Source organism: Acinetobacter sp. 148 (assembly GCF_031196675.1).
Lineage (GTDB): Bacteria > Pseudomonadota > Gammaproteobacteria > Pseudomonadales > Moraxellaceae > Acinetobacter > Acinetobacter baumannii.
Map to the genome: position 1 here is coordinate 147,118 of NZ_JAVIMT010000085.1, position 22,236 is coordinate 169,353.

Consider the following 22,236-nt stretch of genomic DNA (forward strand, 5'->3'; position numbering starts at 1 on the left):
TCAGACCGAATACTCATCCTTAGCCAAACATTAATTTAAAAATTGTTTGTCTACAGTTTCAGGAGTAACTATGGGCATGACTTTTACAGACATAGAAAATAAATCTGCCAAACGCCTAATTGGTATTGCTGCAGTCATTTTTCTGCATCTTCTTGTTGCCTATATTCTGATGTCAGGTTTAGCAAACAATATTCAAAAACCAGCAGAAAAACCTGTGGAATTACAAATTATTCAGGATATTAAGCCACCTCCTCCACCAAAGCCGGAAGAGCCGAAACCAAAGGAAAAACCACCTGAGCCACCAAAAATGGTAGAAAAAGTTGCCAAGGTTCCTGAGCCACCAAAAGAAGTAGAGAAAGTAGCAACACCAGTACAAAAAACGACGCCAGTAGCTCAACCGACTAAAGTCGCTACTCCGGCTCCTGCTGCACCTAGCACTCCCTCTCCGAGCCCTATTGCTGCACCCGCTCCAGTGGCGGCTGCTGCACCAGCACCTAAACCCGCTGGTGTAACTCGTGGTGTTTCAGAAGGCTCTGCGGGCTGCGAAAAACCAGAATATCCACGCGAAGCACTCATGAACGAAGAGCAAGGTACGGTGCGTATACGTGTTTTAGTTGATACTTCCGGCAAAGTTATTGATGCCAAAGTGAAAAAATCGAGTGGTAGCAAAACCTTAGATAAAGCAGCAACTAAAGCCTACAGCTTATGTACGTTCAAACCAGCAATGAAAGATGGCGTGCCTCAGCAAGACTGGTATGAAATTGAATATCCATTCGTAATTGAATAAACAATTGAATTAGCAAGAAATTAAAAAATATTGGAGATATATGATGAAAAAATCAACTCAACCACTAGTACATTTCGCTTCTGCAAGTTTAATCGCAGCTTGCTCGTTACTTCCATTAAGCTCAGTTTTCGCAGAAGAAACGAGCAATGCTCCTGTGGCAACAGCAACTACTGAAGCTACTTCAAATACAACTACTCCAACTCCACCACCACAGCCTGCAACAAGTGAAACTGTTAAAAATCCATATGGTCTAGAAGCCCTTTGGCGTGAAGGTGACTTAGTCGCTAAGTCTACCTTATTTATTTTAGTACTCATGTCGATTGGTACTTGGTACATCATCATCTCTAAATTATTACAACAAGGTAAAGTCAAACGCCAAGGTAAAGAAGCTGAAAAACATTTCTGGGAGGCAACTTCGCTTGATAATGCTGCAGAAGGTTTAGAACAAAGTAGCGCATACCGTTTTATTGCAGAAAAAGGCATTAACTCGACTAAATCACACGGCGGCTCTCTACTTGAACGCATTGACTTTAATACTTGGGTGAGCATTTCAATACAACGTGCGATTGAAAAAGTACAAAACCATTTAGGCGGCGGTCTCGCTTTTTTAGCAACAGTTGGCTCTACAGCACCTTTCGTAGGTCTTTTCGGAACAGTATGGGGAATCTATCACGCTTTAACTGCAATCGGGATTTCAGGTCAAGCATCTATTGATAAAGTTGCAGGCCCAGTTGGTGAAGCTCTCATTATGACCGCTATTGGTCTTGCGGTCGCAGTACCTGCTGTACTGGGTTACAACTGGTTGACTCGTCGTAATAAAGCAGTGATGGAAAATGTTCGTTCATTTGGTTCAGATCTACATGCAGTTTTATTAAGCGGAGAAATTAATACCAACAATTCAATTAATCGCAGCATTAAATAATCAGGAGCAGACATTATGGGTATGAGTGTTGGTTCTGAAGATGATGAAGAAATGATTGGAACGATTAACACGACACCTCTCGTAGATGTCATGTTGGTTTTACTTATTATTTTTCTTATTACTATTCCGGTAGTTACACATACAGTTCCGGTGAAACTACCAGAAGAAAAAAATACTCCGTACGCGACCACGCCTGAAAATATTCAACTTTCAGTTAATAAGAAAGGCGATATTTTCTGGAACGAGAGTTATGTACCGAATAAAGAAATATTGTTAGCAAAATTACAAGCTGTGGCACAAAAAAGACCGCAGCCGGAAGTACATATTCGAGGAGATCAGCTTACCCATTTTGAAGCGATAGATCAGGTCATTAGTACGACCAAACAAGCTGGTATTGGCAAAATTGCCTTTGTTACTACCCCTCCAGCTTCCCCGTAATGATTTTAAGGAGAATTTTATGGGTATGAATGTTGGCTCAAATAATGATGACGATGTAATGCTAGAGGTGAACATGACACCGCTTATTGATGTCATGCTGGTACTCATTATTATGTTTATTATTACTATACCTGCACCAAACAATGCGATTAATATTAATTTGCCAAATGGCACACCGCCACCAACAAATGAAAAGCCACCTGAAGTCATTGATGTAAGAATTGATGCAGCAGGCAAAGTATTTTGGAATAACCAACAGGTTTCTGACCGCAAGGCACTAGAGACTTTATTTCAAGGTGTTGTCGCCAAAAAAGATCAAGACCAAATCAAACTTAAACCAGACCAAATGGCTGAATATAAAAATGTAGCGATGGTCATGGCTACGGCGCAGCGTTTAGGTGTAACTAAAATTGGGATTGTGAGTAGCAATTAATATCGCTTTTAACTTTAGTTAATTCCATTTCCTTCAACGCTAACTTGAATTCTCAGTTAGCGTTTTTTTAAAGTGTTCCTCGACTTTAGACTCAGCAATAGAGTATACATTTGGCGCGACATAGTCCTTTTGAGATTCATCTAATGATAATTTTGCGCATAGAAGCCAATTTTCACGATCGAGATTTTTTAAGTTAATCAAACTTGAAATCCTTTATTTATAAATTCACGCCTTATCTATAAGCACAAAATATACCGGAAATAAAAAAGCCTCCGAAGAGGCTTTTTTATAACAGGTTAAAATTAGTCACCTGTATAACCTTTTAATTTTAAACGAGCCGCATGTAGTAATGGCTCAGTATAACCAGAAGGCTGTTCACAACCTTTAAAGATAAGGTCTGAAGCTGCTTGGAAAGCAATATTAGTTTCAAAGTTAGCTGCCATTGGTTTATACAATGGATCATTCGCATTTTGTTCATCAACAATTTTTGCCATGCGTTTAAGCACTTCTTCAACTTGTTCACGAGTCACGATACCGTGACGTAACCAGTTGGCAACATGTTGAGAAGAAATACGTAATGTTGCACGGTCTTCCATTAAGCCCACGTTGTTAATATCAGGAACTTTTGAACAACCTACACCTAAGTCAACCCAACGCACAACGTAACCTAAAATACCTTGGCAGTTATTTTCGAGCTCGTTATTAATTTCTTCTGCTGACCAGTTTGTATCAGTTGCAAATGGAGGAGTTAACAAGTCATCTAATGACAACATTTCTTCAGCTTTTAACTGATCTTGACGTGCTTTTACATTTACTTGATGGTAATGCATCGCATGAAGTACAGCACCAGTTGGTGATGGAACCCAAGCACATGAAGCACCAGCATTTGGATGAGCAGCTTTAGTTGCCAACATATCTTTCATGCTATCTGGTTTTGGCCACATGCCTTTACCAATTTGAGCTTTACCTTGTAAACCACATTTCAAACCAATTGCAACGTTACGGTTTTCGTATGCAGCAATCCATTTTTGTGTTTTAACCGCTTCTTTACGAACAACTGGAGCAGCTTCCATAGAAGTATGGATTTCATCACCAGTACGATCCATGAACCCAGTGTTAATAAAGATTGTGCGATCTTTAGCAGCAGCAATACAGTTTTTCAGGTTTACAGATGTACGGCGTTCTTCATCCATAATACCGATTTTTAAAGACTTCGCTGGTAATCCTAGGGCTTGCTCAGCACGCTCAAATAACTCAACAGCAAAAGCAACTTCTTCAGGACCATGCATTTTTGGTTTAACAATATACATAGACCCTTTACGAGAGTTTTTATTTTCGTTTTCACTACGGATGTCAGCAATTGATAACAATGGTGTTACCAACGCATCCATAATACCTTCGAAAATTTCTTCACCATCAACTAAAATCGCTGGATTCGTCATTAAATGACCTACGTTACGAAGTAACATAAGTGAACGACCATGAAGTTTTGTTGTGCCACCGATCAAATTTTTAATTTCACGGTCTTTGTTCAAAGCGCGAACAATTGTTTTACCATTTTTTTCGATAGATTCTTGAAGAGTACCCTTCATCAAACCTAACCAGTTACGATAACCTTCAACTTTTTCTTCTGCATCAACAGCTGCTACAGAGTCTTCAAGATCCTGAATTGTTGTAACCGCAGCTTCAAGTGTTAGATCTTTAACACCCGCTAAATCAGTTTGGCCAATTGGGCTATTCGCATCAATTTCAATAATGACATGTAGGCCATTACTCAAAAGAACAACTTCTGAAGGGTTCGCTTCTTCACCATTGAAACCCACAAACTGAGCTTCATGAGCTAAGCCAGTTTTAGTACCATCTTTTAAAGTCACAACCAGTTTATTCTGCTCGATTGCATATTTAGTTGCATCAGCATGTGAGCCTTGCGCAAGCGGGAAAATTTCATTTAAGAAGTTTTTAGCAAACTCAATAACTTTCGCACCACGTACAGGGTTATATCCTTTTCCTTTTTCTGCACCGCCTTCTTCTGAAATTACATCAAAACCGTAAAGTGCATCATATAAAGAACCCCAACGCGCATTTGCTGCATTTAAGCAATAACGTGCATTACGTACAGGCACTACTAATTGTGGGCCCGCTAACAATGCAATTTCTTCATCTACGTTTTCAGTAGTAATTTGGAAGTCTTCAACTTCTGGTAATAAATAACCAATTTCAGTTAAAAATGCTTTGTAAGCATCTAATTCAAATTTATTGTTGCGGTGCCATTCATCAATTTTTGCTTGTAATTCATCACGCTTAGCCAATAATGCTTTATTCTTTGGACTAAGGTCGACAACAACTTGCTCAAAGTTCTTCCAGTAAGTTTCACTATCTAAACCAGAACCTGGTAAAGCTTCATTTTCGATAAAATCGTAAAGTTCTTTAGCAATCGCTAACTTGCCTTTTTGAATACGTGCAGTCATTGTCTTTCCTGAAGTTGCTACTTTTTATACCAAGAGAATCCTAGTATACCGATTTAAATTAAGCTGAATACTAATATCACATTCCTAAATAGTAAGCATTTTCCCTTGCATACCTATTGACAAAGATAAATTTTTCTATATAGGAAAATATTAAAATTCTAACTAGGATTCCCAACAATTTATTCAATATTTAAAGATACTGAAACTAGACTTTTTGTTAACAGACAAAAAATTTCACTATCTTGTTTTTTCTAAAGCGTACTTAGTTATATCAAACTTTGCACAATGAAAAAGTACTATTTCGCTAAATTTATCTTTTTTTGTTGTAAAAAAAGCGCTCAATTTAGAGCGCTCTTCATATCTGATTTCTTAAGAAGTTTTAGTCGCATCAATATGTCGATGTTCAGAATGCAAATACTCATCTGACTGCATTTCTAATAAACGTGAACGAGTACGCTCAATTTCAAAAGCCAATTTCTCGCCTTGATAGATATCAATAATACTATCTTGAGAGGTTAAAAGTAGTTTCACTCCACGATCATAAAATTCATCGACTAGATAAATAAAACGACGTGTGCCTTCAGACAGGAAGTCTGTTAAGTGAGGAACATTACTAACTAAAACCGTATTATAAATATTGGCAATTTCAATAAAGTCTGCTGGACTACGGGGCTTTAAGCAAAGTTCAGAAAACTCACACCATAAAACATCTTCCGTATGCCCTAGGGTTTCAACAACACGGTTATTGATCACAATCGGTTCATGAGAATTTGTTTGAGTATGAGTTAAAGCAGTATAACGCTCTGATATCCAGCTTTGAGCTTCATTACCTAATGGTGATTTAAACAATTGAGCCTGTTTTAAAACACGTAAACGGTAATCCACTCCTGCATCTACATTTAAAACGACACAGTTCTTTTTAACCATTTCAATTGTAGGAATAAAGCGATCACGGTGAATCCCGTTTTTATATAAACCGTCTGGTGCAATGTTTGAAGTTGCAATGAGTGTTACACCACGAACAAATAACTTTTGGAATAAGTCACTCAAAATCATTGCATCAGTTACGTTCGAGACAAAAAACTCATCGAAACAAATAACGACAGCATCTTTATAAATTTGATCAGCTACGATATCGAGTGGATTACGTTGACCCGAAAGTTTATTTAACTCTTTATGAACATGTTGCATAAAGTGATGAAAATGCATACGTGTTTTACGGCGAAATGGTACAGACTCATAAAATTGGTCCATAAGCCAAGTTTTGCCACGTCCTACACCGCCCCACATATATACACCTTTTGGAGAAGTTTGGCGGCGGAAACGACGGAAAGCTTTTTTAGAAGCCTTATAACGATTTAAAAGTTCTTTCCATACACGATCTAATTCTTGCACTGCCTGTGCTTGTGCCTCATCTGCCATAAACTGGCCTGAAGCCAATGCCTCAGCATAGCGCTCTGCTGGGGAAGACGGAGTAAATGCAGTACTATGAGAAGATTTTAAATTTAACATATCATTTTATTTCAATTTTAACTGAAGAGAGTATAGCGAACATTTTGTCCGACCACATTAGCTTTTAGCATCAAGAGTTACACTCAGTAAAACTCTTTTCCATATTGCCGAGGACTCTGTCCAAACCATCTTTTAAATGCATGATTAAAAGCGGCAGGTTCAGAATAACCAAGTGCTTCTGCAATAACTTCTATTGAATACTCTTTATATTCCATAAGTTTAAGCGCCTTATTCTTAATAATCTGTTCACGAATTTGTTTATAACTCGTATTAAGCTGCTGCAATTGATGCCTTAATGTCCTTTCAGGCATTTTCAAAGCAAAAGCGGTTTCCGCCATGCTCGGGATAATTCCTTGTTGTAGCTCTAAATAATCTTGCACATATTGAATAATAGGCGGTATTTGATGATCTTGTTCATTTAATCTTTCTATTTCTTTAATACATTTAGCCTCATAGATACGATGAGTAATAATATCTGCTGAAGGAATTTTTATTTCCAGCACATTCTTACTTAGGCTAAATGCTGCATGTGTAGAATTAAAATGTAGATCATCTCCATAATATGCGTAATATTGAGCAACGGTATCTGGATCAGAGGGTTTCGGAAATGGTAAATCTATACGCATATCAGGCATTTTTAAGCCCATCATGGTATAAATATCCTGAATAAACTTATAAGTGCCCGAAATTTCGCATTGGGCACGGAGTAAACCGATTTCTGTTTTTAAATCGACCGGTAAATAGTTCAAAATGATGTGATTTTCAGTTTCTTGTAAGCTCAAAGTACCAAATAAATGCGTAAGCTTTTGATACTGTATGCCTTTTTCTAAGGCTGTTTGTATATCATGGCTGGTCACAAGTAACATGAGTAAAGGACCATAACCTGCCAATGCGTAATGTTGTCCAATAAATAATCCTTTCTCTGGGTCAACATTCTCACTAATAATTTGCTGTATATCCCATTCCAAACTGTCATGAATTGTTGAGCTTGGGTCCAAGGAATCTACTTTAATACCTATATCTGCCAAACGTGAGTCGACATCAATGCCCGCATTGCGCATTCCTTGAATTAAATAGATTAAACCAAGTGCCGATCGTTTCATTCTTTTATCAATTTCCCTAGACTGAAATGTTTTACTATAAAGAAGTGATAAAATTAATTGCCGAATCTATCAATTTTCACGTCGATACAATCATGTTTAAACTGTTTAAAAAACGTTAGTCTTGCCTGCAATCCTCTTTACCGCATATGCAGGGTTTCCAATGCTAAACGCAAAACAACATGCTATTCAAAAAACTAAAATCGCAATTATTGGTGCTGGATTCGGTGGCCTTGCCATGGCTATTCGTCTGTTACAAAGCCAACAATCAGATTTTTTTATTTTAGAAAAATCTAATGATGTCGGTGGAACTTGGCGTGAAAACCGCTATCCAGGAGCTGCGTGTGATGTTCAATCACATATGTACTCTTTGTCTTTTGCACCTAAAACTGACTGGTCAAAACGTTATGCAGAAGCTCCTGAAATTTTCGATTATATCCAAGATATAACCGATCAATATCAAATTAAAAACTACTGTAAGTTTAACCATGAGGTTACTCATGTACAGTATGATGAAATGCGCCATGTATGGTCACTAGATTTTGCAAACCAACCTTCTCTCGAAGCACAATTTGTAGTTTTTGCATCAGGTCCGCTACATATTCCACAAATCCCTCATATTCAAGGTATTGAAAAGTTCAAGGGTAAAGTTTTTCACTCTTCCCAATGGGAACATGACTACAGTCTAGAAGGTAAATCAGTTGCTTCCATCGGTACTGGTGGTAGTGCAATTCAATATATTCCAGAAATCGCAAAAGACGTTAAGCAATTATATGTATTCCAACGTACAGCAGCTTGGGTTATCCCACGAGATGAGCGTAAATACTCTAATTTGAGCAAAGCTCTATTTAAAAAATCAAACCTCTACCGACAAATTCACCGCAGCCGCCTTTATTGGAGTAATGAATCTCGCGTTGTTCCTATAGTTCAGCCGCAAATCATGAAATATGGGCAAAAATTAGCTGAGGCATTTATACGTTTCCAAGTTAAAGATAAAGATTTAGCCAAGAAACTTACACCAGACTTTGTGATGGGCTGTAAACGCATTCTTATTTCAAATAAATACTTCCCTACATTTAACCGTAAAAATGTTGAATTAGTGACCGAGAGTATTCAAGAAATTAAAGAGAACAGTATTATTACAAAGGATGGAAAAGAAAGACCAATTGACTGTTTAATCTATGGAACTGGTTTTGTTACCGATCCACGTATTTATTTAAAACATTTTACATGTATTGGTCGCAATCAAATAGAATTAAAACAGGCTTGGAAAAACGGTGCAGAAAGTTATTATGGAATTATGACCAAGAATTTTCCTAACCTATTTCAACTGGTCGGGCCAAATACCGTTTTAGGTCATAACTCGATTATATTTATGATTGAGTCACAAGTTAATTATATTTTACAGCTTATTGATCTGGTTGAAAAATCTGGACAGCACGCTATAGAAGTTAAACCGGAAGTTCAGGATACCTTCAATGAAAGAATACAAACACAACTTCAAGGTACTGTATGGCAAGCTGGCGGATGTAGCAGCTGGTATCAAGCTGCCGATGGAAAGAACTTTTCTTTATGGCCAACTTATACATGGAAATATTGGCTAGACACTCGTAAAGTTAATCCTAAAGATTATTTGTTATTAAATAAATGCTCACAGAGCTATGCAGCATAAAATGTTCAATACATAATAGATAGGTTGATAACAATCTATCTATTATTATATGCAGTCCATTAGTCTCATTATTCAAATTTTTCTTGTATTAGCATTTGGTTATTTTCTAGGTCCTAAACTCTCACTAAATATTCGGCATTTTATTTTTAAAATCCTACCTTATTTTTCTTATATTTTACTAACCAGTGTAGCTTTAGAACTAACACTCGCCCTTGATCAAATTGATAATCCTTCTACTATACTTCCACCTGCTCTATTAATTGCATTAACCACTTCTCTTGGTTCTTTTTTTACTTGCTTATTCGCCTATACAATTTTTGATAAAGAGAGTGTTAAAGGGAAAATTTCACTTCAACTTTTTATGAATGCATTAAAAAATATTGCCAAGGCATTTTTAGCTTTAACAATAGGCGTGATTTTAGGAATTCTTCTTACCCAATTACATACCCATATTCCCTTTAATAGTTGGTATTTACTATTACTTTTTATTTTTTTAATCGGAATCGAACTTGCTTTTACTCATTTTAATCGTACATGGTTAAGTTGGAAAATTCTTATTGTACCTTTGGCCGCCTTTATAGGCTCGTGCTTAGCTGGGTTTCTCAACTATTCCTTACTTGGTCATGAGTTTACACTTAATGAAATATTAGCTTTGGGCCAAGGCTATGGTTGGTATTCAATGTCAGGTATTTTATTTACACAGCTACATTCAGCTGAGTTAGGTGGGATTGCCTTGCTCACAGATCTATTTAGAGAGATAGTTGCAATTTTACTCATGTATACCATGGGTTGGCGGTTTCCACGTCCAGCAATTTCAAGTGCTGGCGCTACCTCAATGGATGTAACATTAGCAATGGTAAAACAGTCATGTGGTACACATTATGTACCACATGCCATGATGAGCGGCTTACTCTTAAGTCTACTCGCTCCATTTTTAATTACTGTGTTTTTAAACTTTTAAGCAATTGAAGCAAGAATTGACTTCAACATTTCAGTTGGATTTTCTGCTTTAGTAATCGGACGACCAATAACTAAATGTGTAGACCCATCAAGCATTGCCTGTTTCGGAGTTACAATACGTTTTTGGTCATCTGCATTACTACCCTCAGGACGTATTCCCGGAGTAACTAAAGAGAAATCTTGTCCGATTAACTCACGAAGAATTTTAGCTTCTTGAGCAGAACAAACTACACCATCTAAACCACTTTCTTTAGTAAGTTTCGCCAATCTTTTAACTTGTTCTACAGGTTCAATATCTAACCCGATATCTTTTAAATCTTCACGGCCCATTGAAGTTAAAACTGTTACCGCAATTAATTGTGTTTGATAATTACCTGCTTTTAAACGCTCGACACAGGTTTCCATCATTTTACGGCCACCTGATGCATGTACGTTAACCATCCATACACCTAAGTCTGCGGCAGCACATACAGCTTGAGCCGTCGTATTTGGAATATCATGGAATTTTAAATCTAGGAAAACTTCGAAATTTTCTTCTTGAAGTTTTTTTACAACAGATGGGCCTTCATGAGTAAAAAGCTCTTTACCTACTTTTACGCGACATAAAGTAGGATCAAGTTGTTCAACAATTTTTAAAGCGTCATATTGGCTTTTAGCATCCAACGCAACAATGATACTCAAGAGACTTTCTTCCATCACATAAAATCAGCGCTATTATAATAGACAAGTCAGCCAGTAATAAAGAAATCTATTGAACCAAGTTCTTAAATGAGGAAATAGTGATTTTAAACTAGAAGGATAATGAGGAATATAGAAGGGAAAATACTACTCTTTATGACGAAATAAAGAGTAGTACCAAAAATTATAAAGGAGTAGAGTTTTTATCTTGCGGATAAATATCTACAACAGTTTTTTCGTGTCTTACATTTGCAGCTGCTTCTGCTGCAGCCAATTGAGCACTTTGAATTTGTTCTTTTCTCAAATGATCAATATCTTTGCGAAGACGTTTGATTTCCCAGCTTTTTTGGAAAACTCGGAAAACTTGTACACCTAATAAAAGCCCAACTACAATTCCAAGCGCTAAGGTAAGCAACAATAATAAACCTAAACGCATTGCAGGAACTTGAGTAAATAATAAATCAACAGGAAGTTCTGTTGGGTTCTGCAAAACAAGTGCTAAAGAATAGCCAAATACAATAATGAGTAATGCAATTAGAATATAACGCATAGGCACCCCACTTATGAGTTTTATTTATTTTCCAGATTCATTCACTGCATCACGAAGTGCTTTACCTGGTTTAAAATGTGGAACAGCCTTCGCTGCAACATCTACTGACTTACCTGTTTTAGGGTTACGACCAACTCTAGGTTCACGGTGGTGTAATGCAAAGCTACCAAAACCACGGATTTCAATACGATTGTCAGACGAAAGAGCTTCGATCATTTGGTCAATCATAATCTTAACCGCTTCTTCCACTAATGGTTCAGCCAAGTGTGGATTTTTTAGCGCAATGCGTTCAATCAAATCAGACTTATTAAGAGCTTCAGTAGTCATCTACGACCTCGTTATTTATTACTACTCTAAGTCGTTTGATAATAACCTGTTTAAATACAAAACGGTAGCGCAGTATGTTGAATACTACGCTACCGTTTACAGTAATTTGTATAAAAAGTACAATTTCGTTACATGAAACTGTACTTTGTTAACTTATTACTTCATTTGTGCTTTGATCAAGTCACCAATAGTCTTAGGACCATTGTCTTGAGAAGCTGATGCTGTACGCAAGTTAGCAACTGCTTCTTTCTCTTCAGCTTCGTCTTTCGCTTTGATAGACAAGTTGATAGAGCGAGATTTACGGTCAACGTTGATGATTTTCGCTTCAACTTCTTGACCAACTTCTAAGAATTTAGTTGCGTCTTCAACGCGGTCACGGTTGATTTCAGAAGCTTTAAGAGTAGCTTCTACTTCGTCAGCTAACTTAACAGTTGCGCCACGAGCATCAACTGCAGTTACAGTACCTTTAACTAAAGCACCACGTTCGTTAGCAGCTAAGAAATCATTGAACGGATCGCTGTTCAATTGCTTGATACCAAGGCTGATACGGTTACCTTCAGCGTCTACAGACAAGATAACTGCTTCAACAGTGTCACCTTTCTTGTAACGACGGATAGCTTCTTCGCCTTGTTCGTTCCAAGAAATATCAGACAAGTGAACTAGACCGTCGATACCGCCATTTAAACCAATGAAGATACCAAAGTCAGTGATAGACTTGATTGTACCTGAAACTTTTTCGCCTTTCTCATGAGACTTAGCAAACTCTTCCCATGGGTTAGCACGAGTTTGTTTGATACCAAGGCTGATACGACGACGTTCTTCGTCAACTTCAAGAACCATAACGTCAACTTCGTCACCGATCTGAACAACTTTAGATGGGTGGATATTTTTGTTAGTGTGGTCCATTTCAGAAACGTGTACCAAACCTTCAACGCCTTCAGCGATTTCAGCGAAACAACCGTAGTCAGTTAAGTTAGTAACACGTGCTTTAACGATAGAACCTTTAGGGTAACGGCTCATGATCGCTAACCATGGATCTTCGCCTAATTGTTTAAGGCCTAAAGATACGCGGTTACGTTCACGGTCAAACTTAAGTACTTTAACAGTAACTTCTTGACCAACTTCAACAACTTCTGAAGGGTGCTTAATACGCTTCCAAGCCATATCTGTGATATGAAGAAGACCATCAATACCGCCAAGATCAACGAATGCACCGTAATCAGTAAGGTTTTTGATAGTACCTGTAACTGTTTGACCTTCTTCAAGTTGAGCAAGTAATGCTTCACGGTCAGCAGAAGATTCAGCTTCCATAACAGCACGACGAGATACAACAACGTTGTTACGTTTAGCATCAAGCTTGATTACTTTAAACTCTAACTCTTTACCTTCAAGGTGAGTTGTGTCACGGATAGGACGAGTGTCAACTAATGAGCCTGGTAAGAACGCACGAACAGGACCGATGTCAACAGTGAAACCGCCTTTAACTTTACCAGAGATAACACCAGTAACGATTTCGCCATCTTCAAAGATTTTTTCAAGTTTAGTCCAAGTTTCAGCACGTTTAGCTTTTTCACGTGATAAAACTGTTTGACCCATACCGTTGTCAAGAGCTTCAACAACTACGTCAACAGTATCGCCAACCTGAACTTCAAGTTCACGTTGTTCATTTAAAAATTCAGCACGGTCAACAATGCCTTCAGATTTAAGGCCAGTGTCAACAGTAACCCAGTCACTATCGATGTTTACAACAACACCTTGGATGACTGCACCCTTTTCAACGTTGAGGTTTAATTCACTTTCTTCAAAGAGGGCTGCAAAAGATTCGGTCATGATATACCTGATAAAGTCAGCGGTCTTGGATCAGACAAGGCCGGTTTAGTTAAGTATCAACATAGTCTTTATAGACTGATCAAGCTATGCGTCAACTGATAATCTTAGTTGCTAACAGTACGGCTATTGACGTAATCAACCATCAACTTAAATACTTGATCGATCGTTAATTCCGAACTATCAATAATATAAGCATCTGCGGCTGGCTTGAGAGGAGCTACTTCTCGCTCCATGTCTCTTTTGTCACGCGCTTGTATATTAGCTAAAATGTCGTTTATTTTAGCATCTAGCCCCATACCCTGCAACTGTTTTACTCTTCGCTCAGCACGCGACTCAGCTGAAGCAGTCAAATAAATTTTAGCATTAGCTTCCGGGAAAATTGATGTTGCCATATCTCGACCATCTGCAACTAATCCCGGAGTTTGTGCAAATGCTCTTTGACGCTCAAAAAGTGCTTGTCTGAGCTCTGGTATTGCTGCAACTTTAGATGCATATTCTCCAACTCGCTCTGTACGGATAGTTTGGGTTACATCTTCCCCATCGAGGAAAACTAATGTTCCCTCTGCCGAGGTTTCAAACTTAATATTAAGCTGACGAGCATAGTTAACACACTCATCTAAATGGCTATCTAATTTTTCCAATAAATCATGTTTATGTAATGACAACCCTAACAAACGATATAAGGCACCTGAATCAAGTAAATGAAATTGATAATACGCAGCAAGTTTCGCCGCTAATGTTCCTTTACCCGAACCACTCGGACCATCAATAGTAATAATTTGAACTGTCATTGAACTCTCACGAAGAAGCAAATGCTTTAGCTAATCTCGAAAAGCCTAGTGTAATCGCTAGTTTTAGCTGTGCAAGAATTAATTTACTTACAACAGGAGCTTTTGCGGTTAATTCGATACGATACGTAACCAAAGTAATATAAGGAGTAATTTCTGAGAACTCGATTCGACCTAAATGGTGTTTCACTAGCGGATTATCAATCAGTTTATATTCAATACGTTTGTTTTCTTCGAGATGCGTGATTTCTTCTTTAAGTGGTTTAATCACGCCAAACCCCATACGACGAACAGAACCCACTCCATCAGGTCTTTCAGGATCTGCCGAATCTTTAACACGCACAACTTGTAGTGGAGCAAATGCAGTGTTGTAAGCTGCATGTTTAGAAAGCAGGTTAAAGACATCACTAAGAGGAGCATTAAATTCTTTTTGTATAGTAATTACATTACGCATGAAAGTTCCTTATTTAAATAAATCATGTCAATGAAACGGCGTTAGTGTGCCATAACCTCATGACATTTTTTAATCATTTAAGGACGTTTTTTGTTGTTTCTCTTGTTTCTTTTGTTCACGTCTTTGCTTAAAAAAAAGACTTAACTGTTGAGCACATTTTTCATGTAAACATCCATGCTCAAAAGTAAATTTATGGTTGTAATAACCATTTTCTAATAATTGACGTGCACTCACGAGTGAGCCAGCTTTAGGTTCTGTTGTTCCAAATACGACATGTTTAATTCTTGCATGTACTAATGCTCCCACACACATTGTGCACGGCTCAAGCGTAACATACAAAGTCGCATCTTCAGGTAAACGATAATTTTTCAATGACTCACAAGCCGCACGAATAGCTTGAATTTCTGCATGAGCTGTAGGATCAGATAAACCAATTGGAGCATTAAAACCAGCTCCAATTAACTTATTTTGGCTCACGATTACAGCTCCTACAGGAATTTCCCCCTGCTCGGCTGCTAATTCAGCTTGCTCGTAAGCAAGCTGCATCCAATACTCATCACTAAATTTAGACATTATTGATTATGACACTACACCATATTGTCTAAGTAATGCATTCCAGCTATCAATCGTCGTGATCGGTGGATCATCGGCCAAAATGCCTCGTAATGTAAGGTCTTCACATGCTTTCCATTCAGGTGATAAATCTTTATCAACTAAGCGTGCGCGAACACCTTCCACAAAGTCAGGATGGCGAATTTTCCATTCAGAGATTTGCGCTTCTAGATCAAAAACTTCATCCCAAGAATGAACTTGTTTACCCCATTGCCATAACAACCAAGTAATTGCTGCTGTACTAGGCGAGCCCTTTTGTAAGTTTTCACTCGCTTGACGCAACCAGTCACTGCTTGCATCTCGCAAGCTGACGATCGCTTGATAGTCTTGTTCAAAGCTTGAACCACGGCAAACACTATGTATAACGTCTAACGAATTTTGTAATGGCCCTGCGGCAACCGGGCGATGTAAACTATTTAAAGTATCATCAATCGCACGGAAATCACCTGCCGGATAGTGAGCCCAATTAATATTGAGTACTTTCTGTAGAACATTATCACGTTGTGCTTCACAAATATGCGTCGCCCAACCAATGCTATATGCCCCAGCAGCCGTCATAATAGAACCTGTCAAACCAGTAAATAAACCAATTTGCCCACGGTCAGCAAGGAAACGGCTTGCTCCAACATCAGGGTATAAACCAATATTAATTTCAGGCATAGCCAAACGTGAATATGGTGTAACCAAACGGAAAGGTGCAGCCATAAACAAGCCTAAACCACCACCCATTACATAGCCTTCGCCCCAAACAACAACCGGTTTAGCATAGTTATGTAACAATAAATCCAAAGCATATTCTTGCTGGAAAAATTTATTTGCGGTTTCTACTTCCTGATTAATTACCAGCTGACGTAATTTGCGTACATCTCCACCCGCACAAAATGCTTTTGGTGTAGTCGAGTCCAACCAAATTGCTTTTACTTGCTCATCATCACGGAAGTCTTCAAATACTCGTAATAGAGCCGTTACGATTGATTCATCTAAAGCGTGTAATGATTTAGGTCGATTCAAACGTACAATACGCCAACCATTTTTCGCTTCTTCAACTACCAAATCCGGATGATAGCTATTTACATTGGGAGAGTTCATCATGCGTCCAATTGCCAGTCTATGGGCTCAATGCCATGTTGTTTCAAATATTGATTTGTTTTGGAAAACACTTTACATCCAAAGAAACCACCACGATTAGCCGCAAGTGGCGATGGATGTGCAGCAGTTAAAACCAAGTGTTTTTCTCTATTTATACGTTGTCCTTTACGTTGTGCATAAGCACCCCATAAAATAAAAACAATGTGTTCACGTTGTTCATTTAAAACATCAATTACTGCGTCAGTAAACTCTTCCCAACCTTGTTTTTGATGTGATGTGGGTTGCCCTGCTTCTACAGTAAGTACACTGTTTAATAAAAGTACGCCTTGCTCAGCCCATTTGGTTAAATCACCATGACGAGAAACCGGCACACCCAAATCTGTATGTAGTTCATGAAAAATATTACGTAAAGATGGTGGCAATGCAACCCCTCTTTGAACCGAGAAACTTAAGCCATTTGCCTGATTTGGACCATGATATGGATCTTGCCCTAATATAACGACTTTCACATGATCTAACGGCGTAATATTTAAAGCATTAAATATTTGTTTACTTGGTGGATATATGGTTTTTTGAGCCTGTTTTTGTTGAAACAAAAAGTCTCTTAAACTATCCATATAAGGACTCAGTAAAAATGGAGTTAATGATCTTTTCCAGCTTTCTTCTAATTGAACTTTACTGAGTTTGTCTTGCTGTTGCTCAGTTAATTGCATTAATGTCATCCTAGATCAATTTTCATTTCTACAAACAAAAGGAAGTTAACTTACACTTCTACTTGTAAGTTAACATGCGGATTATGAAACTTAATCCCTTGTTTTAAATTTTCATACATATTTGGATCAGCCCATTCGGATTGGACTTGTTCTGAAAAAATAATTCCCTCAAGGTTTAACAGCCCCATTTGTTCATTTTGAATATCTTCAAGAAAACTTTGGGCATAACCTGTATCGGTTTCATGAACAATCACTGAATAGACTTCAACATCACCTTCCCCATTTTGGGTAACAGTAGATTGTAATACTTGCTGAGCTAAATAGAAGAAGATTCGAGAAAATTGCTCAGCAGATGGCGAAACTGGTAAAGAGATCCAACGCGCGCTAAAAGTCTTACAAGCATCAATATATTGAGGATCATCTTTTTCCCAGAAACAAATCGCATGATCAAAGCTATCAAAAAGGTCTTTAATTACGCCTTTTAACAGCCCAAAATCATATACCATTTGTCCATGATCTAATTTCGAAGCTTTAAGTAATAACTCGACTTTATAACTATGCCCATGAATGGATCGCTTACAACGATCCGATGTACAGTTACGTACAACGTGTGCATTTTCAAACTTAAATAACTTACGAATTAACATGTGCCAAATCGATCATTCCTTCTAAGAACATTATTATAAAGCAAAAGATAAAAACTTCGCACCACTTTTCAAATAGAAACAATTAGCAAAAAGTATGATAAGAGATGTGAAGAAATTTTGAAGATATTGATTTTTACTTTAAATACTGCCTATACAGAAGTATGACCTCATCCCTTTTATTAATAAGTTTCAAGTATTACAGACTCAGAAAAAATATCAATAAATTTATTTAGTTAAATGGAGCCATGCTTCTTGAATAAACATATACTTGTTTATCTTTTCTCATTAAAGCACTAGTAAACTGTCGCTTCCTATTATTTAGAACAACTTCAATCTGAGCTTGAAAGAAGCTGGATTTAACATCAATAAGGCTATTTACTTGATTTTTCTTTTGACTATCAACCGCTGAAAAAGCATTCAATTGCCATAATTCATCTACATTTTGGAAGAACTTTAAATTTTGTTGGCGTGTCTGTAATTCTCTTTCGATAGCCCCTATATCTAATTTTTCATCCATACTTGCTAAAACCAATGGCGAAGCAGTATTAATATTTAACTTCGAATTTTCTGGTAAAGCAGAAATATATGGAGCGATTAGATCAAATTTTTTTCCATCAAAGCCTCTCACTAGCTTTAACTCTTCAATACGGTGGAATTTAGTATTCGCAGCCATGTAACCTGGATCCAAACCTTCATAATAACTACTTTCTGCCCCCATTGGCCCAGTTGGCTCATCATTTGGATCTTGCCAATCAATCACAGCTTGGCTTAATTCGGCTGGTAATCCCACACGTACCAATAAACGTTCAAACCAACTTTTAGCATCTTCATTTACAATGCCTTCCCCATTAGTTAGATTATTTAAATTAAATTTACCAGACTCATCAAGCAAACGACCGGATACTGAACCATCTTCAATAGGAAACGGAGGCATAGGTTGTGCCCATGTCTCTTTTAAATGATCTACTCCACCTGCATTATTTGCATCTTGAATTAATAATTCTGAAAAAAAGGCTTCTGCACTTTTTGCATAAAGCAAAGATTGATTTTGGCGCATTAAGTAGGCTGTATTTTCCATAGTATTATTTTGATGCTTGGCAATAGAAGCCGCTAAAATTGTAGCTAAGGCAACCATAATAAGTATTGTCAGTAAAGCGACACCCTGTTGGTGTTTGTAACTAACGGCCATTATGAATTACCTTCCTGTGAAAGCGATAAGTCACCCTGATTTAAGCTATAAATCCATTCATAATTTACACCAGCGACTGTAAGTTGGATTTTTATCCCTTTCGGTAATTTTTTTAACTCATTAGGTTTCGTTGGATCAATATTAACCTCGGGCCATTTTGTGACTTCTTGCGGAGTCAAAACCATAATCTGATATTGGTCGACTTGACTTAACAAAGTACTCGATAAAGGTTGCTCTCTGTTCGAAGTATTTAAATTTGTATATTTAAGACGATATAGTTTTTTTTGATCTGCATCATAACGATATTCAATTCGTTCAAATGGTGATAAGCCTTGTTTTAAAGGATCTGTTACCCCAGCTTTACTAAAACGTAGAATTTGATTATCGATTTCTAAAGCTGGATGAAGTTGCCCACCTTGGTTGGCGGATAAAGGGATAATCTGCAAAGTATCACGAAGAATTTGTTGATAAGCATCTTGTAATTCAAATAAATGCACTTCATGTTCGGCATTACGATCACGAACTTTGAGCAAGTAATCGAAAATTTTCCACCCCAATAAAGATAAAACCGCAAAGATAGCGATCGCGACTAACAATTCAACCAAAGTAAATCCTGAGGCGCGAGTTAATCGAGCACTGCTCGATCGTGCTGCAAGGCGAGAAGCAAAGCTGCGGATGTGAATATATTTATTTTTTATCATTATTTTGCTTTCACTGGATAATTAAAAAAGACCATATGTGTAATGCCATTTTGTACTTTTCCCTTATCCGGATCATACAAACTCACTTGTAAATCAATTTTTTGAACATTCGGGCTAATAGTAGATTGAGCTGACTTATCAATTTGCCAAGTTTCACCTTGGGAAGTTACTTGCTTACTTTGAGTTCCTTGCAACCATTCTTGATTAATCTCCATCATAGCAACTTCATTCATTGCTACAAACTGAGCTTTTGTTCGCAAAATTGCATTTGAAGTGGACTGAGTGTACTGCATTGCCACTTTAGTTAAAGCGACAGCTGCGACAGCAAAGATTGCCAAAGCAACCATAACTTCTAAGAGGGTAAAGCCTTTAGATTTCATTTATTTTACCCAAGTGATCTATTTGTATTTCTGAACCAATCGGTTTTTGTTCTAAATAAAATTGTATTTTAACGGTTTTAGCTTCTCCATTGCCAAACCAGATGAGTTGAGGCGTTTGTCCTCCAATCAAATCTGTATTTTTAGCTTTAGAATAATTCTGGTCATCTAAGGGTTGTACTGAAAAAGACACATGGGCAGGAAGTTGCCGTGTTTTAAACTCAGTATATTTCTGCCAACGGTTTTTTATATCTTGTACTTGTAAGGTGCTTTGATCGTGATATTCATAAAGTTCATAAGAAAATGGTGAGACATCTGTCTCACCATGAGTTTCTAAAGCCAATACACGTGATTGATCGATCGATTCTTTATTAATTTTCTGTAAATCGAGTAAAAATAACTCTCTCGCCTGCATTGCTTTTTTTTGGTCGACGCCACCTATATTCAATACAACCAGAGAAGTCATAATTGTCATAATCACAATGACTACCATCACTTCTATGAGGGTAAAGCCTTTTTGTGATTGAAATGGTAGATTCGATTTCATATCGACCTATTAAGCATACTGCTCAACTGCTTGTTTGGGTAAGGCTAATGCCTGGTCAATATAGGCTACTCGTAAAGTATCTCTTGAACCCAAATAACGTTGATAAAAGCTTGAATTCAGAATTGCAGCAGCTCCATGAGTGAGTGACCAAATTGAAGCCAAGTAATCTCGTGTAGTCATATGACTCTGGATTGACTCTAAATAGTGATCAGTCATACGAATAATAATACGTAAGCGTTGCTTTCTCACTTGGTAGAGTTCATTAAAAAGATGGTGCACACCTTGGGCAGTAATTGAAAGCTTTTCTTCAATTTGGTGAAACAGCACTGTTCTTTCCGGATGGTGCAAATGATGCAACATAAAGAAAGCTAAATGTTCTGGAAAAGCCTTTTCAGTATCTTGAACCATTTCCAGTAACATGCGCTCATTACGAATAATTAATAGCATGTACAATTCATCTTTACTTTGAAAGTGCTTGTACAAAGTACCTTTTGCCAAATCAAGCTCAGCAGCCAGCACATCAAGTGTCATTCCGGCTTCGCCATTTTCTAACAACAACTGTTCCGCAACTTGAAATATTAATGCTTCTCTTGCTCGGAACTGAGCTTGACGGTCCATCTTCACGCAATTACTCTCTTTATATAGTTTCTATAAGTTAAATCGCTTTAAGTAAATTTTCAAAATTCTGCGAGGTGATTCTTGCAATTTCCTCAACTGGCTTATCATATACCTCACTTAGTGCTTTCGCTACATAAGGTACATATTTTGGTTCATTCGTTTTACCACGATATGGTACGGGAGCCAAATAAGGGCTATCTGTCTCAATCAAAAGCCGATCTAAAGGAACTTGCTTGGCTACATCTCGTAGATCTTGAGCATTTTTAAATGAAACAATTCCTGAAAAGGAAATATAGTAACCACAGTCCAATACAGCTTTTGCTGTTTCCCAGTCCTCAGTAAAACAGTGCAAAATACCATGTGTAGATTGTTCAGCTCGAATAATATCCACCGTATCATGTTTTGCTGAACGTGTATGAACAACTACTGGTTTTTTAACATTTTTAGAGGCTTGAATATGACGAGCAAAACAATCTTTTTGCTCATTAATAAAGTCAGTGCTGTGGTAATAGTCTAAACCTGTTTCACCTAAAGCCCACACCTTTTCTGATTGAGCCAATTCAGTCAAATACTCAGTCGTTGCTCGAGCCATAGTATCAACATCCTCACACGGATGTACGCCTACCGTATACCCCACATCTTCATGACGCTTTGCGATTTCAGCTAAAGCAATATAATCATCAAGGTCAACTGAAATTGCCATAAACTTAGAAACACCTTCTGCTCGCGCAGCAGCAAGTGCTAGATCTAAATCACCGTTATAAGGCGTTAAATCTAACATTGTTAAATGGCAATGGGTATCAACAAACACTGTTCTTTCCTAT

25 protein-coding genes and 1 pseudogene are annotated in these 22,236 nt (G+C 37.6%); 6 read left to right on the plus strand and 20 right to left on the minus strand.

What is annotated here, in order from left to right; genetic code table 11:
- Nucleotides 1-70 precede the first annotated feature (70 nt).
- Genes RFX69_RS16035 through RFX69_RS16050 form a run of 4 tightly spaced genes read left to right on the plus strand, consistent with a single transcriptional unit; the run spans nucleotide 71 to nucleotide 2,580 of the window.
- Nucleotides 71-787: an energy transducer TonB gene (locus tag RFX69_RS16035; RefSeq protein WP_215763532.1), complete on the plus strand. Its 717-nt coding sequence runs from the start codon at nucleotides 71-73 to the stop codon at nucleotides 785-787.
- Between the two features lie 40 nt (nucleotides 788-827).
- Nucleotides 828-1,709 carry a MotA/TolQ/ExbB proton channel family protein gene (locus RFX69_RS16040; protein WP_002011828.1) on the plus strand — a complete coding sequence of 294 codons (882 nt, stop codon included), beginning with the start codon at nucleotides 828-830 and terminating at the stop codon, nucleotides 1,707-1,709.
- 15 nt (nucleotides 1,710-1,724) lie between these two features.
- Complete coding sequence (locus RFX69_RS16045) at nucleotides 1,725-2,147, plus strand: biopolymer transporter ExbD (protein ID WP_000525864.1); 423 nt, start codon at nucleotides 1,725-1,727, stop codon at nucleotides 2,145-2,147.
- 19 nt (nucleotides 2,148-2,166) lie between these two features.
- Entirely contained in the window at nucleotides 2,167-2,580 is a 414-nt protein-coding gene (locus RFX69_RS16050) for a biopolymer transporter ExbD (RefSeq protein WP_000525670.1), read from the plus strand.
- 69 nt (nucleotides 2,581-2,649) lie between these two features.
- Here the strand turns inward: RFX69_RS16050 and RFX69_RS16055 are convergent.
- The 4 genes and pseudogenes from RFX69_RS16055 to RFX69_RS16070 form a co-directional block, all read right to left on the minus strand.
- Nucleotides 2,650-2,781, minus strand: a pseudogene (locus tag RFX69_RS16055) (GNAT family N-acetyltransferase); the annotation flags it as partial.
- 101 nt (nucleotides 2,782-2,882) lie between these two features.
- The gene (locus tag RFX69_RS16060) at nucleotides 2,883-5,048 is read right to left on the minus strand and encodes a malate synthase G (protein ID WP_215763534.1); all 2,166 of its coding nucleotides are present in this window, start codon (nucleotides 5,046-5,048) and stop codon (nucleotides 2,883-2,885) included.
- Between the two features lie 369 nt (nucleotides 5,049-5,417).
- On the minus strand, nucleotides 5,418-6,560 hold the full coding sequence (gene zapE, locus RFX69_RS16065; RefSeq protein WP_000933387.1) for a cell division protein ZapE: 1,143 nt from the start codon (nucleotides 6,558-6,560) through the stop codon (nucleotides 5,418-5,420).
- An 83-nt stretch (nucleotides 6,561-6,643) separates the two neighbouring features.
- Nucleotides 6,644-7,663 carry an AraC family transcriptional regulator gene (locus RFX69_RS16070; protein WP_000830354.1) on the minus strand — a complete coding sequence of 340 codons (1,020 nt, stop codon included), beginning with the start codon at nucleotides 7,661-7,663 and terminating at the stop codon, nucleotides 6,644-6,646.
- 121 nt (nucleotides 7,664-7,784) lie between these two features.
- Here RFX69_RS16070 and RFX69_RS16075 point away from each other — a divergent pair, with 121 nt between their 5' ends.
- The gene (locus RFX69_RS16075) at nucleotides 7,785-9,332 is read left to right on the plus strand and encodes an NAD(P)/FAD-dependent oxidoreductase (protein WP_215763536.1); all 1,548 of its coding nucleotides are present in this window, start codon (nucleotides 7,785-7,787) and stop codon (nucleotides 9,330-9,332) included.
- A gap of 49 nt (nucleotides 9,333-9,381) precedes the next feature.
- Complete coding sequence (locus RFX69_RS16080; protein ID WP_215763537.1) at nucleotides 9,382-10,293, plus strand: lysine exporter LysO family protein; 912 nt, start codon at nucleotides 9,382-9,384, stop codon at nucleotides 10,291-10,293.
- Here the strand turns inward: RFX69_RS16080 and pyrF are convergent.
- The 16 genes from pyrF to RFX69_RS16160 all read right to left on the minus strand — a co-directional run bounded on the left by pyrF (nucleotide 10,290) and on the right by RFX69_RS16160 (nucleotide 22,223).
- Nucleotides 10,290-10,988: an orotidine-5'-phosphate decarboxylase gene (gene pyrF / locus RFX69_RS16085; RefSeq protein WP_000392928.1), complete on the minus strand. Its 699-nt coding sequence runs from the start codon at nucleotides 10,986-10,988 to the stop codon at nucleotides 10,290-10,292. The genes RFX69_RS16080 and pyrF overlap by 4 nt on opposite strands.
- Before the next feature lie 166 nt (nucleotides 10,989-11,154).
- Nucleotides 11,155-11,520 (minus strand): lipopolysaccharide assembly protein LapA domain-containing protein, encoded by a 366-nt coding sequence (locus RFX69_RS16090; protein ID WP_001269278.1) that lies wholly within the window; start codon nucleotides 11,518-11,520, stop codon nucleotides 11,155-11,157.
- Nucleotides 11,521-11,544: 24 nt separating this feature from the next.
- The gene (locus tag RFX69_RS16095) at nucleotides 11,545-11,847 is read right to left on the minus strand and encodes an integration host factor subunit beta (protein ID WP_000205997.1); all 303 of its coding nucleotides are present in this window, start codon (nucleotides 11,845-11,847) and stop codon (nucleotides 11,545-11,547) included.
- A 156-nt stretch (nucleotides 11,848-12,003) separates the two neighbouring features.
- Nucleotides 12,004-13,677, minus strand: coding sequence for a 30S ribosomal protein S1 (rpsA, locus tag RFX69_RS16100; protein WP_000140309.1), 1,674 nt, complete (start codon nucleotides 13,675-13,677; stop codon nucleotides 12,004-12,006).
- A gap of 104 nt (nucleotides 13,678-13,781) precedes the next feature.
- The gene (gene cmk / locus RFX69_RS16105; RefSeq protein WP_000218018.1) at nucleotides 13,782-14,468 is read right to left on the minus strand and encodes a (d)CMP kinase; all 687 of its coding nucleotides are present in this window, start codon (nucleotides 14,466-14,468) and stop codon (nucleotides 13,782-13,784) included.
- Between the two features lie 7 nt (nucleotides 14,469-14,475).
- Nucleotides 14,476-14,919 carry an SRPBCC family protein gene (locus tag RFX69_RS16110; protein ID WP_001246675.1) on the minus strand — a complete coding sequence of 148 codons (444 nt, stop codon included), beginning with the start codon at nucleotides 14,917-14,919 and terminating at the stop codon, nucleotides 14,476-14,478.
- Between the two features lie 69 nt (nucleotides 14,920-14,988).
- On the minus strand, nucleotides 14,989-15,492 hold the full coding sequence (gene tadA, locus RFX69_RS16115) for a tRNA adenosine(34) deaminase TadA (RefSeq protein WP_000033177.1): 504 nt from the start codon (nucleotides 15,490-15,492) through the stop codon (nucleotides 14,989-14,991).
- 6 nt (nucleotides 15,493-15,498) lie between these two features.
- Nucleotides 15,499-16,623 (minus strand): enoyl-CoA hydratase/isomerase family protein, encoded by a 1,125-nt coding sequence (locus tag RFX69_RS16120; RefSeq protein WP_001983908.1) that lies wholly within the window; start codon nucleotides 16,621-16,623, stop codon nucleotides 15,499-15,501.
- A complete protein-coding gene (gene ung, locus RFX69_RS16125) occupies nucleotides 16,620-17,333 on the minus strand; it encodes a uracil-DNA glycosylase (RefSeq protein WP_001177528.1) in 714 nt (237 codons plus the stop codon). The genes RFX69_RS16120 and ung overlap by 4 nt, the downstream gene beginning before the upstream one ends.
- Nucleotides 17,334-17,383: 50 nt before the next feature.
- Nucleotides 17,384-17,980: a 6-carboxytetrahydropterin synthase gene (locus RFX69_RS16130; protein WP_000908453.1), complete on the minus strand. Its 597-nt coding sequence runs from the start codon at nucleotides 17,978-17,980 to the stop codon at nucleotides 17,384-17,386.
- Nucleotides 17,981-18,209: 229 nt separating this feature from the next.
- Nucleotides 18,210-19,169 carry a type II secretion system minor pseudopilin GspK gene (gene gspK / locus RFX69_RS16135; protein WP_005128789.1) on the minus strand — a complete coding sequence of 320 codons (960 nt, stop codon included), beginning with the start codon at nucleotides 19,167-19,169 and terminating at the stop codon, nucleotides 18,210-18,212.
- A complete protein-coding gene (gspJ, locus tag RFX69_RS16140) occupies nucleotides 19,169-19,870 on the minus strand; it encodes a type II secretion system minor pseudopilin GspJ (protein ID WP_004747380.1) in 702 nt (233 codons plus the stop codon). The genes gspK and gspJ overlap by 1 nt, the downstream gene beginning before the upstream one ends.
- The gene (gspI, locus tag RFX69_RS16145; protein WP_000836911.1) at nucleotides 19,870-20,250 is read right to left on the minus strand and encodes a type II secretion system minor pseudopilin GspI; all 381 of its coding nucleotides are present in this window, start codon (nucleotides 20,248-20,250) and stop codon (nucleotides 19,870-19,872) included. Before gspI ends, gspJ begins: the two co-directional genes overlap by 1 nt.
- Nucleotides 20,240-20,794 (minus strand): type II secretion system protein, encoded by a 555-nt coding sequence (locus RFX69_RS16150; RefSeq protein WP_005128793.1) that lies wholly within the window; start codon nucleotides 20,792-20,794, stop codon nucleotides 20,240-20,242. Before RFX69_RS16150 ends, gspI begins: the two co-directional genes overlap by 11 nt.
- Before the next feature lie 9 nt (nucleotides 20,795-20,803).
- Nucleotides 20,804-21,412, minus strand: coding sequence for a TetR/AcrR family transcriptional regulator (locus RFX69_RS16155; RefSeq protein WP_000375838.1), 609 nt, complete (start codon nucleotides 21,410-21,412; stop codon nucleotides 20,804-20,806).
- A 37-nt stretch (nucleotides 21,413-21,449) separates the two neighbouring features.
- Nucleotides 21,450-22,223, minus strand: a complete 774-nt coding sequence (locus RFX69_RS16160; protein WP_000497302.1) for a TatD family hydrolase — start codon at nucleotides 22,221-22,223, stop codon at nucleotides 21,450-21,452.
- Between the last annotated feature and the right edge of the window lie 13 nt (nucleotides 22,224-22,236).

Excerpts from the sequence above, each read along its gene's own strand:
- zapE (WP_000933387.1), bottom strand. The coding sequence starts at position 6,560 with ATGTTAAATTTAAAATCTTCTCATAGTACTGCATTTACTCCGTCTTCC.
- RFX69_RS16120 (WP_001983908.1), bottom strand. The coding sequence starts at position 16,623 with ATGATGAACTCTCCCAATGTAAATAGCTATCATCCGGATTTGGTAGTT.
- RFX69_RS16060 (WP_215763534.1), bottom strand. The coding sequence starts at position 5,048 with ATGACTGCACGTATTCAAAAAGGCAAGTTAGCGATTGCTAAAGAACTT.
- RFX69_RS16080 (WP_215763537.1), top strand. The coding sequence starts at position 9,382 with ATGCAGTCCATTAGTCTCATTATTCAAATTTTTCTTGTATTAGCATTT.
- rpsA (WP_000140309.1), bottom strand. The coding sequence starts at position 13,677 with ATGACCGAATCTTTTGCAGCCCTCTTTGAAGAAAGTGAATTAAACCTC.
- gspK (WP_005128789.1), bottom strand. The coding sequence starts at position 19,169 with ATGGCCGTTAGTTACAAACACCAACAGGGTGTCGCTTTACTGACAATA.
- RFX69_RS16040 (WP_002011828.1), top strand. The coding sequence starts at position 828 with ATGATGAAAAAATCAACTCAACCACTAGTACATTTCGCTTCTGCAAGT.
- gspI (WP_000836911.1), bottom strand. The coding sequence starts at position 20,250 with ATGAAATCTAAAGGCTTTACCCTCTTAGAAGTTATGGTTGCTTTGGCA.
- RFX69_RS16090 (WP_001269278.1), bottom strand. The coding sequence starts at position 11,520 with ATGCGTTATATTCTAATTGCATTACTCATTATTGTATTTGGCTATTCT.
- tadA (WP_000033177.1), bottom strand. The coding sequence starts at position 15,492 with ATGTCTAAATTTAGTGATGAGTATTGGATGCAGCTTGCTTACGAGCAA.
- RFX69_RS16045 (WP_000525864.1), top strand. The coding sequence starts at position 1,725 with ATGGGTATGAGTGTTGGTTCTGAAGATGATGAAGAAATGATTGGAACG.
- RFX69_RS16150 (WP_005128793.1), bottom strand. The coding sequence starts at position 20,794 with ATGAAATCGAATCTACCATTTCAATCACAAAAAGGCTTTACCCTCATA.
- cmk (WP_000218018.1), bottom strand. The coding sequence starts at position 14,468 with ATGACAGTTCAAATTATTACTATTGATGGTCCGAGTGGTTCGGGTAAA.
- RFX69_RS16110 (WP_001246675.1), bottom strand. The coding sequence starts at position 14,919 with ATGCGTAATGTAATTACTATACAAAAAGAATTTAATGCTCCTCTTAGT.
- RFX69_RS16050 (WP_000525670.1), top strand. The coding sequence starts at position 2,167 with ATGGGTATGAATGTTGGCTCAAATAATGATGACGATGTAATGCTAGAG.
- RFX69_RS16155 (WP_000375838.1), bottom strand. The coding sequence starts at position 21,412 with ATGGACCGTCAAGCTCAGTTCCGAGCAAGAGAAGCATTAATATTTCAA.
- gspJ (WP_004747380.1), bottom strand. The coding sequence starts at position 19,870 with ATGATAAAAAATAAATATATTCACATCCGCAGCTTTGCTTCTCGCCTT.
- RFX69_RS16130 (WP_000908453.1), bottom strand. The coding sequence starts at position 17,980 with ATGTTAATTCGTAAGTTATTTAAGTTTGAAAATGCACACGTTGTACGT.
- pyrF (WP_000392928.1), bottom strand. The coding sequence starts at position 10,988 with ATGGAAGAAAGTCTCTTGAGTATCATTGTTGCGTTGGATGCTAAAAGC.
- RFX69_RS16095 (WP_000205997.1), bottom strand. The coding sequence starts at position 11,847 with ATGACTACTGAAGCTCTTAATAAGTCTGATTTGATTGAACGCATTGCG.
- RFX69_RS16035 (WP_215763532.1), top strand. The coding sequence starts at position 71 with ATGGGCATGACTTTTACAGACATAGAAAATAAATCTGCCAAACGCCTA.
- ung (WP_001177528.1), bottom strand. The coding sequence starts at position 17,333 with ATGCAATTAACTGAGCAACAGCAAGACAAACTCAGTAAAGTTCAATTA.
- RFX69_RS16070 (WP_000830354.1), bottom strand. The coding sequence starts at position 7,663 with ATGAAACGATCGGCACTTGGTTTAATCTATTTAATTCAAGGAATGCGC.